Here is a 16,239-nt window from a genome sequence, read left to right on the forward strand (position 1 = left end):
CCGCGCCGAGAGGAACCATCGCATGAGCACCGAGAACGATTCGTTCTCGACCCCGGTCCCCGGGGTCGACCCCGCCACCGGCCGTCGGTCGACGACCGTCGGGGCCACGAGCGGGGGAGCCCACGCCGCCGGGAACCCCGCGGGTCCCGAGGACGGGTCCGCGGGAGTCACCGGCACCGGCAAGGAGCAGGCGGCCCAGGTCGCCGGCACCGCCAAGGAGCAGGCCGGGGCCGTCGCCGGGAGCGCGAAGAGCGAGGCCCAGGACGTCCTCGCCGAGGCCAGGGGGCAGGCCGGGGACCTCCTCGAGGACCTGCGCACCCAGCTCTCGGAACAGTCCGAGGTCGTCCGGGACCGCGTGGCCGGGTTCCTCGGGGAGTTCGGTTCCGAGCTGCGCGGCATGGCCGACTCCGGGGGCGGGCAGGGGTACGCCACCCGGCTCGTCCAGCAGGTCGGCGGGCACGCCTCGACCTGGGGCGACCGTCTGGACTCCTCGTCCTCGGCTGACCTGCTCACCCGGACCCGGGCCTTCGCCCGCCGTCGTCCCGGGGCCTTCCTCCTCGGCGCGCTCGCCGTGGGCGTCGTCGTCGGACGCGTCGGACGCGGGGCCAAGGCCCAGCACGACGAGCAGGCCGACGCCGGGACCGCCGCGCCGACGGACGCGCCGACCCTCGGCGCGACCGACCTCGACCGGACCGCGCCCGTGACCGGGAGCCTGGACGCGGGGGTGCCCGTCGTGGGCGAGGAGACGGCGGTCGGTCGGCCCCTCACCACCCCGGGTGCGGCGCCGGCGTCGACCGGCTTCGGGAACCCGGCGCCCGGGAGCGTCACCGACGAGGAGCAGCGCCGGTGAGCACGACGGCCCCCGGAGGACGCCCGGCGGGGGAGGACCGTTCGCTCGGGGAGATCGTCTCCAGCATCACGGGGGAGTTCTCCACCCTCGTCCGGCAGGAGATCGCCCTGGCCAAGGCCGAGGCGAAGCAGGACGCCCGCACGGCGGGCAAGGGAGTCGGACTGCTCGCCGGGAGCGGGGTCGCAGGGCACCTGTTCCTGGTCTCGCTGACCGCGCTCGTCGTGATCGTCCTCGGTGGCGGCATCGGGTACGGCTGGGCCGCCCTCGTCGTCACCGTGGTCTGGGCCCTGGTCGCGGCGGTCCTCGCCCTCCGGGGTCGCGCCGCCCTGCGCCGCCTGCCCCCGCCCCTGGAAGAGACCCAGCAGAGTGTGAAGGAGGATGTCGCGTGGCTGAAGAACCGCAGCAGCTGAGGGAGGACATCGAGGACACCCGCGACCAGCTCGCGGCCGACCTCGACGCGTTGAGCGACCGGGTGAGCCCGTCGTCGGTGGCCCACCGGCAGGTCGACCGGGCCAGGGCCGGGGTGGCCGGGGTGAAGGACCGCATCATGGGGTCCGCCCACGACGCCGTGGACGGGGCACGCGGCGGTGTCGCCTCGTCCTCCGACGTCGCCGGTTCTGCCGTGGACCGGGCGAGGCGGCGGACGCAGGGCAACCCCCTGGCCGCCGGGGTGGTCGCCTTCGGGGCCGGGCTGCTCCTGGCCTCGTTGTTCCCCGCCGCCGACAAGGAGAAGGAAGCCCTGGCCGCGGTGGCCGACCCGGCCAAGGAGAAGGGCAGGCAGCTGCTCGACGAGGTGCGCGGTCCCGCCCAGGAGGTCGGCGCCTCCCTCGGCGAGCACGCCAAGGAGGCGGCCGCGCAGGTGAAGGACGCCGCCCAGGACGCGGCCGGGACGGTCCGGGCCGACGCCGCCGAGGCGGCGGGCACCGTCCGCGACGAGGGCCGCTCGGCCGCGGGGACCGTCCGCCAGGAGTCCGACCGCCGGGCCTGAGAAGCCCTGCCGTCGAGCGCGGCGCACCCGGCCCCCGACGGCGAGACGTCGGGGGCCGGACGTCGTCCGGCGGGCGGATCGGCCGCCCGGGGCCTCGCCGGGAGCGATCAGGACGTGCGGGCGGGCCCGACGGGCCGGGCCGGGACCACGCGGGCGACGGACCGGGCCGCCTCCCCGACGACCGTCTCCAGCGGCCCGCGCCCGAACGCGGCCCGCCAGGCCGTCGCCAGCAGGCAGCCCAGCAGCAGCTGCCCGGCGAGGACCTCCCAGGTGTGCGCCGGGTAGAGGCGCAGCGCGAGGAGATGGCCGGCGTAGGCGCTGAGCGGCATGGATCCCAGGGCTCGCAACGGGAGTGCGATGGCCAGCACCAGCCGGGGCAGCAGCAGGCAGGCTCCCAGGACGGCGACCGCGATCCCCGCCGTGTGCAGCAGGTCCAACGGGGCACCGGAGTGCGGGGCGGCGACGGCCAACCAGGCCCGGGAGGTCGTCGGGACCGTCCCGTAGAACGTGGCGTCGGCCAGGGCCGCGGGTTCCCCGCCCGTGCCGCCGAGGCCCAGCAGGGAGGCGGCCTCGCGGGTGAGCGTCAGCTCACGGGCCAGGCCCACCGGTCCCAGCAGGACGCGACTGCTCAGCGCGGCGGCGGCCGCCACCATGGCGCCCACGACGAGCAGGCGCAGCGCGGTCCGTGCGGGAACGGCGGCGGGAACGGCGGCGGGAACGGCGGTGGTGACGGGGGCGGGGGTCGGCCCGTCGGTGGCGGCCGCGTCGGCCGCGACCTCGACGGCCGGACGCAGCAGCCGGGACAGCCCCAGTCCCAGGAGCAGGTAACCCACCCACCCGAGGACCGGGTAGTACCCGGTGAGCAGGAGCAGCCGGAGCAGGGCGAGGGGGTCGCCGAGCGCGGCCGGCCCCGGCTGCGCCCCGGGGGTGAAGGGCAGGTCCGCGCGCAGCTGGAAGCCGACCACGGGGGCCAGCAGCAACCAGCCGACCGCCAGCGGCAGCAGCAGCCGGGCGCGGGCGAAGAGGGCGGGCACGACGAGCAGGAAGGCCACCCCGTAGTACGGGAGGATCACGGCCACCCGCGTCTTCAGCAGGACCAGCAGGAGCCCGAGCGCGGCCACCAGCAGCCCCCGGACCACGACCCCCACGCGGGCCCGGGTCCTCAGCGGGCGCGGTACCCGGGCCGTGAGGAGGCCGAGCGAGAGCCCGGCGAGCACCGCGAACAGGGCCGCGGCCCGCCCGTCGACGAGGTCGGTCACGACCTCCTGGACCGCGGAGTTCTCCGCCCGCAGGACATGGGCGGCCATCATCCCGGCCAGGGCGAGGAATCGGGCCAGGTCCACGCCGGCCAGGCGTCCGGTCACGCCTGACCCTCTCATCAGCTCGGCGCCGCGGCCCGGGGGAGGGGGCCCCGGCCAGCCTCCCGGGCGAGCGCGCCCCGACTCGCTACCGTGACGGCATGGCCACCCGCTCCAACGCCCGTCAGCCTGCCGCCAAGGGGTCCGGGGCGCGGTCGGGCGGGGCGAAGAAGGCGCCGGCCAAGAACGGGTCCGCCGCCGGGACCCGGTCCGGTGCGACCCGCGGGGGATCCTCGCGTCCCGCCGGCAACCGGACCGCCACCCGCCGTCCGGCCCCCGCCCGTCCCGCGGCACCGCCGTGGCCGGTCCGGGCGGTCTCGGCCACCTGGATGGGGTGCGCCCACCTCGTGGGCGGGGCTGCGCGCCGCATCGGCGACGGCGCCCGCGACCTCGACCCGGAGCTGCGTCGCGACGGGGCGGGCCTCGCCTGCCTCGCACTGGCCCTGGTCATCGCCGCCCGGGAGTGGTGGGGCCTGCCGGGCACCGCGGGCGCGATCATCCACACCGTCGCCGCCGGCACCTTCGGCGAGGTCGCCCTGGCGATGCCCCTGGTGCTCCTCGGCGTGGCCGTGCACCTGCTGCGCCACCCCGACCGCACCCAGACCACGGCCCGGGCGGTCATCGGGACCTCGGCCCTCGTGCTGTCCGCGAGCGGGTTGGTGCACCTCGCCTCCGGGGCACCCTCACCCACCGGGGCGGCCGGGGCGGGGGTGGTCACCGATGCCGGGGGCATGGTCGGGTTCCTCGTCGCCGGGCCGCTCACCGCCGGGCTGACCGCCTGGGTGAGCGTCCCGCTGCTGGTCATCCTGGGTTTCTTCGGCCTGCTGGTGGTGACCGCGACCCCGGTGCACGCCATCCCGGTCCGGTTGCGGGAGGGCTACGAGCGCCTCACCCACCGTCCGCACCACGACCGCGACGCCGGCGCGACCGACGAGCGCGCGCCCCGGACCCCGCGTCCGCGCCGGATCAAGCCGGCCCCGACGGAGGACGGGCAGCCGCGACCCGGCGACGAGGCGTTCGAGACGCCGGTCAGCACGGACGCCCCGCCGCCCGAGGACGACGACGCGCCGCGGCCCGGGCAGCGGCGGGCGGTCCCCTCGGACCCGCCGAGCGTGCGCGAGGCGATCGAGGGCGCCCGGCCGGTGCCGTCCGCCCCGAAGGAGCTGCAGCCCCCGGCGCACACCCCGATGCCCCCGCGCATCGAGCAGCTGGCGCTGGCCGGCGACGTCACCTACACGCTGCCGAACTCGGCGGCGCTGACGCCGGGCACCCCGCCCAAGGCCCGCAGCGCGGCCAACGACCGCGTGGTCGACGCGCTCACCGGGGTGCTCACCCAGTTCGAGATCGACGCCCAGGTGACCGGGTTCTCCCGGGGGCCGACCGTGACCCGCTACGAGGTGGAGCTCGGTCGCGGCACCAAGGTGGAGCGGGTCACCGCGTTGAGCAAGAACATCGCCTACGCCGTGGCCAGCGCCGACGTCCGGATCCTCTCGCCCATCCCGGGCAAGTCCGCGATCGGGATCGAGATCCCCAACACCGACCGCGAGACCGTCTCCCTGGGCGACGTCCTGCGGTCCACGGTCGCCACCCGCACCGAGCACCCGATGGTCATGGGGGTCGGCAAGGACGTCGAGGGCGGCTACGTGATCGCCAACCTCGCCAAGATGCCCCACCTGCTCGTCGCCGGGGCCACCGGTGCCGGGAAGTCCAGCTTCGTCAACTCGATGATCACCTCCATCCTCATGCGGTCGACGCCCGACGAGGTGCGCATGGTGCTGGTCGACCCCAAGCGGGTCGAGCTGACGATCTACGAGGGCATCCCGCACCTGATCACGCCGATCATCACCAACCCGAAGAAGGCGGCCGAGGCCCTGGAGTGGGTCGTGCGCGAGATGGACCTGCGCTACGACGACCTGGCCGCGTTCGGGTTCAAGCACATCGACGACTTCAACCGGGCCGTCCGGTCGGGCAAGGTGACCCCGCCGGAGGGCTCGCAGCGGGTGCTGCAGCCCTACCCCTACCTGCTGGTGATCGTCGACGAGCTGGCCGACCTCATGATGGTCGCCCCCCGCGACGTGGAGGCCTCCATCCAGCGCATCACCCAGCTGGCCCGCGCCGCTGGCATCCACCTGGTCCTCGCCACCCAGCGGCCGAGCGTCGACGTCGTCACCGGGTTGATCAAGGCCAACGTGCCGAGCCGGCTGGCCTTCGCGACGTCGTCGCTGGCCGACTCCCGGGTCGTGCTGGACCAGCCGGGCGCGGAGAAGCTGGTCGGGCAGGGAGACGCGCTCTTCCTGCCGATGGGCGCCTCGAAGCCCATGCGCGTGCAGGGGGCGTGGGTCACCGAGAGCGAGATCGAGGCCGTCGTCTCGCACGTGAAGTCGCAGCTGTCGCCGCGCTACCGCGACGACGTGGTGGCCCCCACCCAGAAGAAGCAGATCGACGAGGAGATCGGCGACGACCTCGAGGTGCTGCTGGCCGCCGCCGAGCTGGTGGTGACGACCCAGTTCGGGTCGACCTCCATGCTGCAGCGCAAGCTGCGGGTCGGCTTCGCCAAGGCCGGTCGCCTGATGGACCTCCTCGAGTCGCGCGGGGTGGTCGGTCCGAGCGAGGGGTCGAAGGCCCGCGACGTGCTCGTCCGGCCCGAGGACCTGCCCGGCACGCTGGCGCTGATGCGCGGCGAGGAACCGCCCACCGCCCAGCTCAGCCACGGCGGGGTCGTGGGGGAGGGCGACGACGAGGAGGACGGCGACGAGGACGCCTGGAGCCTGACCGACCGCGCCTGACCGACCGCGCCTGACCGACCGCGCCTGACCGACCGCGCCTGACCGACCGCGCCTGACCGACCGCGCCTGAGCGAGCGCGCCCGACCGAGCGCGGGTCGTCGGCGGCGCCCGGCGGGCGGGAGCGGGGCCGTCCGGGGGATTCCACCGGACCCCAGCGGCAACGCGTGCCCGTCTAGTCACTCTCCGTGTAACTTGAGGGCATGGACGGTCCGCGCCCCCCCGCCTCGACCCGGCGGGACCTCGACCTCCTCATCTGGGACGCCCCGAACATGGACATGACGCTGTCCTCGATCCTCGGGGCCCGTCCGTCGTCCTCGGACCGCCCGCGCTTCGACGCCGTGGCGCGCTGGTTCCTCGCCGAGGCCGGTGACCACGAGGTCGAGGGCTGCGTGTTCACCAACGTGCACTCGGGCAACGTCTCCCAGCTGCGCGGATGGGTCGAGGCCCTGCGGAGCTTCGGGTACTCCGTGTTCGCCCGACCCAAGCTCAACCCCGACGACGACATCGACGACGCGATGCTGCAGCACATCGCCGAACGGGCGGCCGCGCAGCGGTTGCGCCGGGTCGTCGTGGCCAGCGGGGACGGGCGCAACTTCCTCGGCCCGTTGGAGGACCTGCACCGGCACGGGGTGCGCTGCGTCGTCCTCTCCTTCGCCGAGGTCGCGGGCTACGCCCAGGACAGCCCGCTGCTGGAGTTCGTGGACCTCGAGGACGTCCCGGGCGCGTTCCAGAACGCCCTGGGGCGGACCCGGCTCACCAACCTGCCCCCCGAGGGCGGCTGGTTCCGCCCGACCCGGCCGATGCGGGCCCTGCTGGACGACCCGCACGCCCTGCACCCGGCCACCCCGCAGCACCCTTCCTCCCCGGCCCCCCTGCCGCCGGCGCACGCCCCGCAGGTCTCCGCGGCGGCCGCCGTCCCGGTGCCCCCGGTGACCCCGGCCGGTCCCCTCGCGCCGTCCCACCCGGTCCCGCACCCGCCCGCGCACCCGTTCACGCCCGCGGCCGGCCCGGGCCCGACCGGCGGGCCCCGGCTCGCGGAGGACCGGGGGGCCGGGGTCGAGCCCGTACCCTGACCGGGTGCCAGACCGCTCCGTCGCCCTCATCACCCTCGGGTGCGCCCGCAACGACGTCGACTCCGAGGAACTCGCCGGTCGTCTCGCCGAGGCCGGGTGGCGCCTCGTGGACGACGCGGACGGGGCCGACGTGGCCGTGGTCAACACCTGCGGTTTCGTCGAGCAGGCCAAGAAGGACTCCGTCGACACGCTGCTGGCCGCCGCCGACCTGAAGGAGGCCGGGCGCACCCGGGCCGTCGTCGCCGTCGGGTGCATGGCCGAGCGCTACGGCAAGGACCTCGCCGAGTCTCTCCCCGAGGCCGACGCCGTGCTCGGGTTCGACTCCTACGCCGACCTGTCCGGGCACCTCGAGTCGATCCTGCACGGGGAGCGGCCCGCCTCCCACGTCCCGCGCGACCGTCGCTCGCTGCTGCCGCTGGCCCCGGCCGAACGCCAGGCCGCCCGCACGCCGGTCGTCCTGCCCGAGCTGCTGGAGGGGCAGGCCCCCGCCTCCGGGCCGCGCGTCGTGCGCCGACGGCTGACCCAGGGGCCCTGGGCCCCGGTGAAGATCGCCGCCGGGTGCGACCGTCGCTGCACGTTCTGCGCCATCCCCGCCTTCCGGGGCTCCTTCGTGTCCCGGCCGGGCGACGAGGTGCTGGCCGAGGTGGAGTGGCTGGCCGGACAGGGGGTCAAGGAGGTGTTCCTGGTCAGCGAGAACACCACCTCCTACGGCAAGGACCTCGGCGACCTCCGCGCCCTGGAGGCGTTGCTGCCGCGGATCGCCGCGGTCGAGGGCATCGAGCGGATCCGGGTCTCCTACCTGCAGCCCGCCGAGGTCCGTCCCGGCCTGCTCGACGCGCTGACCGCGACCGCCAAGGTCGTGCCCTACTTCGACCTCTCCTTCCAGCACTCCGCCCCCGCGGTCCTGCGCCGGATGCGCCGCTTCGGCGGCACCGAGCCGTTCCTGGCGCTCATCGAGCAGGTCCGGGCCCGGGCGCCGCTGGCCGGGATCCGGTCCAACGTCATCGTCGGGTTCCCGGGGGAGACCGAGGCCGACGTCGACGACCTCTGCGACTTCCTCGAGCGGGCCCGTCTCGACGTCACCGGCGTGTTCGCCTACTCCGACGAGGACGGCACCGAGGCCGAGACCCTGGACGGCAAGGTCCCGGACGACGTGATCACCGCCCGTTATGAGAGGGTCAGCCGGCTGGTGGAGGAACTCGTCGCGCAGCGCGCCGAGGACCGGCTCGGTGAGGAGATCGTCGTGCTGGTGGAACGCGTCGTCGACGAGGACGGGGACCCCCACGTGGTCGGGCGGGCCGCGCACCAGGGGCCCGACGTGGACGGGGAGACCGAGCTCGACCTCCCGCCCGGGCACACCGTCGCCGTCGGCGACCTCGTCCGGGCCCGGGTCACCGGAGCCGCCGGCGCCGACCTGCTCGCGGTCCCGCTGTGAGCTGGCGGACGGCGCACCGGCCGCACCTGCCGAACGCGTTGACGGTCCTGCGCGTCGTCGCGGTCCCGGTCTTCGTCTGGTTCCTGGCCGTGGACGGTGGCAACTCCACCGGGTGGCGCTTCGCGGCCCTCGGGGTGTTCCTGGCCGCGATCATCACCGACCGCTACGACGGTTATCTGGCCCGCCGCTGGGACGTCGTCAGCGACTTCGGCAAGATCGCCGACCCGATCGCCGACAAGGCCCTGATCGGGGCCGGTCTGGTCGTGCTGTCGGTGCAGGACCGGCTCTGGTGGTGGGCCACCGTGATCATCCTGGTCCGCGAGATCGGCATCACCATCGCGCGCTTCCTCGTCATCCGACGGGGGGTCGTGCCCGCCGGCAAGGGGGGCAAGGTCAAGACCGTCGTCCAGGCCGCCGCGGTCGGGTTGTACGTCCTGCCGCTGCCGTACCCGTTCACGCTCCTCGCCCAGCTCGTGATGATCGTCGCCGTCGTCCTCACCCTGACCAGCGCCCGCGAGTACGTCCCCATCCTCTGGAAGCTGGCCCGGGGCCGGGCGTGATCCCCGCCGGTCCCGTCACCCCGGCCGAGCTCGTCGCCGCCCTCGCCGCCCGCGGCTGGACCGTGGCCACGGCGGAGTCCCTCACGGGGGGACTGCTCTGCGCCACCCTCGTCGACGTGCCCGGGGCCTCGGCCGTCGTGCGCGGCGGCGTCGTGGCCTACGCCACCGAGCTCAAGGCCGACCTGCTCGGGGTCGATCCCGAGCGGTTGCGCGAGCACGGCCCCGTCGACGCCCTCGTCGCCCGGCAGATGGCCGCCGGGGTCGCGGCCCGCCTCGGCGCCGACGTGGGGATCGCCACCACCGGCGTGGCGGGTCCCGGACCGAGCGACGGCCACCCCGCCGGGACGGTGCACCTCGGGCTGGCGCACCCGGGGGGGACCGCCTCGCACCGCCTGGACCTCACCGGTGACCGTGCGGGGATCCGCCGGGACACGGTGCAGGCCGCGCTGGCGGCCGTGGCGGCCCTGCTGGGCGGAACACCGGACGCCCGCTGAGGGTTGACGAGGGTGTGCACAAGACGTTGACCGCTCGGCACCGTTCGCAACCCTCGGGGTACGGTGGAGATCTGCCCCGCCGATCCGAGGGAGGTCGCCCGATGGTCACTCTGCGCCGAACGATCGGTGACGTGCTGCGCGACGAGCGTCGGGGCCAGTCCCGGACGTTGCGCGAGGTGTCCTCCACGGCCCGCGTCTCCCTCGGGTACCTGTCCGAGGTGGAGCGCGGTCAGAAGGAGGCGTCCTCGGAACTGCTGGCCTCCATCTGCGGCGCGCTCGACGTCCCCCTCTCGCACGTCCTCGGCGAGGTCACCCGCCGCGTCGCGGTCGAAGAGGCGGTCGCCGGGCACGTCCCGGTGGGGCGCATCGACGCCGCGGGGCGCCGCACGATCGGTGCGCGCGCCTACCAGGCCGAGGGGGTGGTCCCGGCGGTCACCGCGGAACCGCTGGCCAGCGCCGTTCTCGCCGTCCCGCCCGCCGACCCCTCCGCCCTCGAGGCGCTGGCCGACGACGCCCCGGTCGAGCACGTCCCCGGGGCCGAGCAGCTGTCGGCCGAGACCTTCCGCGAGTTCGCGGTCGAGCTCGAGGGGCTCCCCGAGGAGTTCGAGCTCATCGTGCGGCGACGGTTGGCTCCCGCCGCCTGACCTCAGCAGGCGCCGCCGCCCCCCAGCAGGAGCAGCACCCGACGTCGACGCCGCAGGACGGCGTCGACGTCGTCGTGCTGGTCGGCCGCGCCTCGCTTCGGGATCGTGGCGTCCTCCGAGACCCGGACGAGACGGGGCACAGCAGCCCCAGGCCCGCGGCCAGGGCGGACAGCAGCATCGCGACCCTGAGCGACGGTGGCCCCGGACGCCCCCGCGGGACCAGACCCGGCGTGCCCCCTCCCGACGGGTCCGCCCGCGGTCAGCGCCGGGTCCGGTACGTGGGCCCCCTCGCCGCCCGGGTGCCCGGGACCCGGGACGAGCCGAGCGGTCGCTGCGGCCGACCGTCGTCGGTGGGCGTGGGTCCGCGCTGGCATCCGGGGCAGTAGAAGGCGGTGCGGTCCTGCGGCGGTTCGTTGATGGGCGCGACCCGGACCGTCGCCCCGCAGCGCAGGCAGGGAAGCCCGGACCGGGCGTGGGCGTAGTTCTGCCGACCCCGCCGCAGGTCACCGGTGGTCACCTGATCGACCCGCTCCTTGTTCAGGTCCAGCAGCCGGTGCACCAGGGTGACGAACGTCGCGACGTCGGGCAGGTCCGCGACCGGTGACCACGGGGTCAACCGGGCCAGGAAGCACGCCTCGGCCATGTAGAAGGTGCCGACCCCGGCCAGCACCCGCTGGTCGAGCAGGGCGGAACCGAGTTCGCGACCCGGGTCGGCCAGCAGGTTCCGCACGGCGTGCTCCGGGTCCCAGCCCGGCCCGAGCAGGTCCGGGCCCAGGTGACCGACCCACTCCGCCTCCCGCGTCGTCGGGGCCAGGTCGAGCATCCCGAGCCTGTGCCCGACGGCGGTCCACTCCGCCGTGGTGAGGACCGCCCGGATGCCCGAGGCCGATCGCCGGGTCCAGGGTTCACCCGTGCGGTGGACGTGCCAGGACCCCTCCATCCGGAGGTGGCTGTGCAGGGTGAGCGGTGGCTCCGCGGCCGGGTCGGGGCCCGGTGCGACCCGGGTGAGCAGGTGCTTGCCGGCACTGACCACCTCGAGCACCTCGCGTCCCGCCAGGTCGACGAGGGCGAGGCTCGGCCAGCGCAGGTCGCTGGACAGCAGCACGCGGCCGGCCTGCGCCGCGTGCAACCGCCGGGCGGTGCGCCAGACCACGTCGCCCTCAGGCACGGACGTCCCCCTCAGGCACGGATCCGCAACCCCCGTGGGGTGGCGTGGAAACCGGCGGCCTCGAGCGCCGAGCCCAGTGCGGACCCGGCCGTCAGCACCCCCGCGCCGTCGGCCTTCTCGACCGTGAGCCGACCGAGGACACCGTCCCGGACGGCCAGGGCCAGCGCGTCGGCCGCCGGTTGCAGCTGGTCGGGCTCCTCCGTCCAGGACAGCAGGGTGCGGCCCCCACGCTCGACGTAGAGGACGAGCTCACCGTCGAGCAGGACGACCAGGGCGCCGGCCTTGCGCCCGGGCTTGTGACCGGAGGCGCCGGCCGCGAGGTCGGGGCGGTCGGGGCGCTCGGGCCACCCCAGCGCCGCCCCGAACGGGTTCGCCGGGTCGGTGGCCGCCAGCACGAGGGCCCCCGGCCCCCGGTCCGCGGTCTCGCCGCGGGCCCCGGCCCGGCCCGCGCGGTCGGAAGGGCGGGCCTCGCCCAGCGGACGAGCGCTGTCCCGCAACCGGTCCACCGCCCCGGCCGTCGCGAACTGCGACGCCCCGAGCCCCTCCACGAAGTACCCGCGCCGCGCCCGGCCGGCCTCCTCGAACGCGGCCAGGACGCGGTACACGCCGGCGAACCCGCCCGGCACCCGCTCGCTCATGACCGCCCCACGGGTCAGCACGCCGTGCCGGTCCAGCAGCAGTTCGGCCGTCGCGTGCGCCCGGTGCGTCGCATCGGTCTCCACCTCGGGCAGCAACGACCACCGCCCGGCGGCCGTGGGCGGACCGGTCCGGCTCGCCATCTCCGGACGACCCGACCGCAGCCCCCCGCGCGGCAGTCCGCGGCGCGCGTAGCGGGCCCGGGGGGCCGCCTTGCGGGTGCGGTGGGCGCTGCGGCCGGCCCCGAGCCGGTTGCGCAGCGGTGAGAGGGTGTCGTTGCCGATCCGCCCGGCCCAGAACAGGTCCCAGAGCACCTCGGTGAGCGCGGCGTCGTCGGTCGCTCCCACCGAGTCGGACAACCGGCGGAAGAAGTAGGCGCCCCCGCCGTCCAGCGCGGCCAGGACGGACCGGTGCAGCTCGGTGTCCGGGGCCGCCTCCGCCTCGTCCGGATCGGGCAGGGTCAGCGGGGCGAGGTCGACGGGGTGCAGCGAGACCCAGCCGTCCTCCCCGGGCAGGGACCCGTGGCCGGCCACCAGGACCTCGCCCGCCGCCATGAGCTCGTCCAGCAGCGACGGGGTGTACCCCTCGACCCGGGAGCTCAGCACGAGCGGTTCCAGGGCGCTCGCGGGCACCACCGCGCCCGCCAGCTGCTCGACGGCCCGCAGCAGCCCGTCCACCCCGCGCAGGCGGTTGCGCACCCCGCCGCCGGCGCCCTGCCACTGCGGGACGAAACGGGCCAGGTCGCGGGGGGAGACCGGTTCGACGTCGGCGCGCAGCGCGGCGAGCGAGCGCCGGCGCAGGATCCGCAGCACGTCGGCGTCGCAGAACTCCAGCCCGGTGCCACCGGGCCGCAGCTCGCCCTCGACCACCCGACCGGTGGACTGCAGCCGTCGCAGGGTGTCGTGAGCGACGGCCCGCCCGAGTCCGAACCGGGCGGCCGCGTCGACGACGGTGAACGGGCCGCGGGTGCGGGCGAAGCGGCCGAGCAGCTCCAGCAACGGGTCGGCCACCGGCTCGGTGAACGCCTCGGGGACCCCCACGGGCAGCGGGGTGCCCAGCCCGTCGCGCAACCGGCCGGCGTCCTCGATCGTGGCCCAGTGCTCGCCGCCGGCGATCCGGACGCGGATGACCCGGCGGGCCTCCTCCAGCCCTTCCAGCCACCGGGCGACCACGCCGACGGCGGGACGGGCGTCCGCGCCGTCGGCCCCGTCGGTGGCCTGCTCGGCGCTCACGCCCGCACCGCTGCGGGCCCGGACCTCCTCGGTGGTCAACGGGCCGAGGACGCGCAGCAGGTCGGCGACGTCCTCGGCGTCGCGACAACGGCGTTCGGGGACCAGTCGCTGCAGTTCCAGCTCGGTCCGCTCCACGGCGTCCGGGTCCAGCAGGTCCCGCAGCGCCGCTCCCTCACCGCGGCCGAGCAGCTCGGCCAGCAGCGACGGGTCGAGGGAGAGCGCCGCCGCCCGCCGCTCGGCGAGGGGGGAATCACCCTCGTAGAGGAACTGGGCGACGTAGCCGAACATCAGACCCCGGGCGAAGGGTGAGGGCTGCGAGGACTCGATCTCCACGATGCGGACCCGACGCGACTCGACGTCCTTCATCAGCTGGACCAGCCCGGCGACGTCGAACACGTCGGAGAGGCACTCGCGCACCGTCTCCAGCACGATCGGGAAACTGGCGAACCGGCTCGCGACCTGCAGGAGCGAGGCGGCCCGCTGCCGTTGCTGCCACAACGGTTGCCGTCGCCCGGGCTGACGGCGGGGGAGCAGCAGCGCGCGGGCGGCGCACTCGCGGAACCGGGACGCGAACAGCGAGGACCCACCGACCTCGTCGGTCACCAGGGCCTCGACCTCGGTGTGCTCCAGCACGACGAGGTCGGCGACGTCGGGGGCCTGCCCGTCGGGCAGTTCCAGGTCCGGCAGCCGCAGCACGATGCCGTCGTCGGCGGGCATGGCCTGCACGTCGACCCCGAAACGTTCGCGCATCCGGGCCCCGAGCGCGAGGGCCCAGGGCGAGTGGACCTGCCCGCCGAAGGGGGAGTGGACGCAGATCCGCCAGTCGCCCAGCTCGTCGCGGAACCGTTCGACGACGATGGTGCGGTCGTCGGGGACGTGGTTCGTCGCCTGCTGCTGCTCGTCGAGGTAGGTGCAGAGGTTGTCGGTGGCCCACTCGTCCAGCCCGGCCGTCCGGATCCGTTGCCGCGCAGCCTCTCCGGTGAACCCTCCGGTCAGCCCGCCGAGTTCGCGCACGAACGCGCCGAGGGCCCGGCCGAGTTCGGCCGGACGGCCGAGCGCGTCGCCGTGCCAGAACGGCAGGCGGCCCGGTTGGCCCGGCGCGGGGGTGACCAGGACCCGGTCGTGGGTGATGTCCTCGATGCGCCAGGCGCTGGACCCCAGGGTGATGACGTCGCCGACCCGCGACTCGTAGACCATCTCCTCGTCGAGTTCACCCACCCGTCGTCCCGGGCCCTCGCCGGAGGCCAGGAACACCCCGAACAGCCCCCGGTCGGGGATCGTCCCCCCGCTGGTGACCGCCAAGCGCTGGGCCCCGGGGCGGCCGGAGAGGTTCTCGGTCACCCGGTCCCAGACCAACCTCGGTCGCAGCTCGGCGAACTCGTCGCTCGGGTAGCGCCCGGAGAGCATGTCGAGGACGGCGTCGAGCACGGCCCGGCTCAGACCGGCGAACGGCGCGGCCCGGCGCACCAGGTCGTGCAGGTCCGGGACCGACCAGTCCTCCATCGCGACCATGGCGACCACCTGCTGGGCCAGCACGTCGAGGGGGTTCGCGGGGACGTGCAGCTCCTCGATCTGCCCCGAGCGCATGCGCTCGACCACCACGGCGGTCTGCAGCAGGTCGCCGCGGAACTTCGGGAACAGGACCCCGCGCGAGACCGCACCCACCTGGTGCCCGGCCCGCCCGACGCGCTGCAGCCCGCTGGCCACGCTGGGCGGTGACTCCACCTGGACGACCAGGTCGACCGCTCCCATGTCGATCCCGAGCTCCAGGCTGGAGGTCGCCACGACGGCGGGCAGGCGCCCGGCCTTGAGGTCCTCCTCGATGAGCGAGCGCTGCTCCTTGGAGACCGAGCCGTGGTGGGCGCGGGCGAGGACGGGGGGCGCCCCCTCCGAGCTCCCGGTCTGGCCCATCAGCTGGGCGGGGACGGCACCGGCCTCGACGGCCTCCTCGTCGGGGTGCAGCCGCTCGTCCCAGACCTCGTTGAGCCGGGCGGTGAGCCGTTCGGACAACCGTCGTGAGTTGGCGAAGACCAGCGTCGAGCGGTGCTCGGCCACGAGGTCGACGATCCGCTCCTCGACGTGCGGCCAGATGCTGGCCCGGGGCGCCTGCCCCGCGGCCTGCCCGGTGAGGTCGTCGGACTCCGGTCCCCGGCCGGAGGAGTCCAGCTCGGACATGTCCTCGACCGGCACGACCACGCGCAGGTCGAACTGCTTGTCCGCCGGGGGTTGCACCACGGTCACCGGCCGTCCGCCGGAGACCCACGCGGCGACCGTCTCCACGGGCCGGACCGTCGCCGACAGGCCCACCCGCTGGGTCGGGGGGCCGCCGTGCGCGGCGACCAGGGCGTCCAACCGCTCCAGCGAGACGGCCAGGTGGGCCCCGCGCTTGGACCCGGCCATGGCGTGCACCTCGTCGAGGACCACGGTCCGCACCCCGACGAGCTGCTCGCGGGCCTTGGAGGTCAGCAGCAGGAACAGCGACTCCGGGGTGGTGATGAGGACGTCGGGCGGGGTGCGGGTGAACGCGCGCCGTTCCTCGGCGGGGGTGTCCCCGGACCGGACGCCGACGCGCACTCCCGGGTCCGGCAGGCCGAGCCGCTGCGCGGCCTGGCGTATCCCGGTGAGCGGGGAGCGGAGGTTGCGTTCGACGTCGACGGCCAGCGCCTTCAGGGGCGAGACGTAGAGCACCCGGCACCGGTGGTCCTTGTCCTCCGGCGCCGGGGCGGCGGCCAGCGTGTCGAGCGCCCAGAGGAAGGCCGAGAGGGTCTTGCCGGAACCCGTGGGGGCGACGACGAGCGCGTGCTGCCCCCGGCTGACGGCGTCCCACGCGCCGAGCTGGGCCGCCGTCGGGGCGGCGAAGGCCCCGGTGAACCAGGACCGGGTCGCCTCCGAGAACCGTCCGAGCACCTCGGCCGCGTCCGGCCCCGGGTCTCGGGACCCCCCGGGAGCGGGGGGCGAGGGGCGCTTCGGACTCATGGGGTCATGACACCACCCCCCTCCGACACGAGCGCCCCG

At 75.5% G+C, this 16,239-nt stretch carries 12 protein-coding genes and 1 pseudogene; 9 read left to right on the top strand and 4 right to left on the bottom strand.

Annotation, left to right across the window (positions count from 1 at the left end; translation table 11 throughout):
- Window positions 1–22 precede the first annotated feature (22 nt).
- The 3 genes from ACFFKU_RS09685 to ACFFKU_RS09695 are packed head-to-tail and all read left to right on the top strand — an operon-like array spanning window position 23 to window position 1,838.
- The gene (locus ACFFKU_RS09685) at window positions 23–850 is read left to right on the top strand and encodes a hypothetical protein (protein ID WP_380137497.1); all 828 of its coding nucleotides are present in this window, start codon (window positions 23–25) and stop codon (window positions 848–850) included.
- Window positions 847–1,260 (top strand): phage holin family protein, encoded by a 414-nt coding sequence (locus tag ACFFKU_RS09690; RefSeq protein WP_380137499.1) that lies wholly within the window; start codon window positions 847–849, stop codon window positions 1,258–1,260. Before ACFFKU_RS09685 ends, ACFFKU_RS09690 begins: the two co-directional genes overlap by 4 nt.
- Complete coding sequence (locus tag ACFFKU_RS09695) at window positions 1,236–1,838, top strand: DUF3618 domain-containing protein (RefSeq protein ID WP_380137501.1); 603 nt, start codon at window positions 1,236–1,238, stop codon at window positions 1,836–1,838. Before ACFFKU_RS09690 ends, ACFFKU_RS09695 begins: the two co-directional genes overlap by 25 nt.
- 107 nt (window positions 1,839–1,945) lie before the next feature.
- Here ACFFKU_RS09695 and ACFFKU_RS09700 read toward each other — a convergent pair whose 3' ends face one another.
- Window positions 1,946–3,202: a heparan-alpha-glucosaminide N-acetyltransferase domain-containing protein gene (locus tag ACFFKU_RS09700; RefSeq protein ID WP_380137503.1), complete on the bottom strand. Its 1,257-nt coding sequence runs from the start codon at window positions 3,200–3,202 to the stop codon at window positions 1,946–1,948.
- Between the two features lie 95 nt (window positions 3,203–3,297).
- On the opposite strand from ACFFKU_RS09700, the gene ACFFKU_RS09705 reads away from it, so the two are divergent.
- From ACFFKU_RS09705 to ACFFKU_RS09730, 6 genes and pseudogenes are all read left to right on the top strand, one after another.
- Complete coding sequence (locus ACFFKU_RS09705) at window positions 3,298–5,982, top strand: DNA translocase FtsK (protein WP_380137505.1); 2,685 nt, start codon at window positions 3,298–3,300, stop codon at window positions 5,980–5,982.
- Window positions 5,983–6,182: 200 nt separating this feature from the next.
- On the top strand, window positions 6,183–7,055 hold the full coding sequence (locus ACFFKU_RS09710; RefSeq protein ID WP_380137506.1) for an NYN domain-containing protein: 873 nt from the start codon (window positions 6,183–6,185) through the stop codon (window positions 7,053–7,055).
- A 4-nt stretch (window positions 7,056–7,059) separates the two neighbouring features.
- Window positions 7,060–8,490, top strand: a complete 1,431-nt coding sequence (rimO, locus tag ACFFKU_RS09715) for a 30S ribosomal protein S12 methylthiotransferase RimO (RefSeq protein ID WP_380137508.1) — start codon at window positions 7,060–7,062, stop codon at window positions 8,488–8,490.
- Window positions 8,487–9,050, top strand: coding sequence for a CDP-diacylglycerol--glycerol-3-phosphate 3-phosphatidyltransferase (gene pgsA / locus ACFFKU_RS09720; RefSeq protein WP_380137509.1), 564 nt, complete (start codon window positions 8,487–8,489; stop codon window positions 9,048–9,050). The genes rimO and pgsA overlap by 4 nt, the downstream gene beginning before the upstream one ends.
- On the top strand, window positions 9,047–9,544 hold the full coding sequence (locus ACFFKU_RS09725) for a CinA family protein (RefSeq protein ID WP_380137511.1): 498 nt from the start codon (window positions 9,047–9,049) through the stop codon (window positions 9,542–9,544). Before pgsA ends, ACFFKU_RS09725 begins: the two co-directional genes overlap by 4 nt.
- 101 nt (window positions 9,545–9,645) lie before the next feature.
- Window positions 9,646–9,984 (top strand): annotated as a pseudogene (locus tag ACFFKU_RS09730) (helix-turn-helix domain-containing protein); the annotation flags it as partial.
- A 206-nt stretch (window positions 9,985–10,190) separates the two neighbouring features.
- Here ACFFKU_RS09730 and ACFFKU_RS09735 read toward each other — a convergent pair.
- From ACFFKU_RS09735 to ACFFKU_RS09745, 3 genes are all read right to left on the bottom strand, one after another.
- Window positions 10,191–10,328: a hypothetical protein gene (locus tag ACFFKU_RS09735; protein ID WP_380137512.1), complete on the bottom strand. Its 138-nt coding sequence runs from the start codon at window positions 10,326–10,328 to the stop codon at window positions 10,191–10,193.
- Between the two features lie 119 nt (window positions 10,329–10,447).
- A complete protein-coding gene (locus ACFFKU_RS09740; RefSeq protein ID WP_380137514.1) occupies window positions 10,448–11,356 on the bottom strand; it encodes a DNA-formamidopyrimidine glycosylase family protein in 909 nt (302 codons plus the stop codon).
- A gap of 11 nt (window positions 11,357–11,367) precedes the next feature.
- Window positions 11,368–16,200, bottom strand: coding sequence for an ATP-dependent helicase (locus ACFFKU_RS09745; RefSeq protein ID WP_380137515.1), 4,833 nt, complete (start codon window positions 16,198–16,200; stop codon window positions 11,368–11,370).
- Window positions 16,201–16,239 lie beyond the last annotated feature (39 nt).

This window comes from Kineococcus gynurae, assembly GCF_042433995.1.
GTDB classification, from domain to species: Bacteria; Actinomycetota; Actinomycetes; order Actinomycetales; family Kineococcaceae; genus Kineococcus; species Kineococcus gynurae.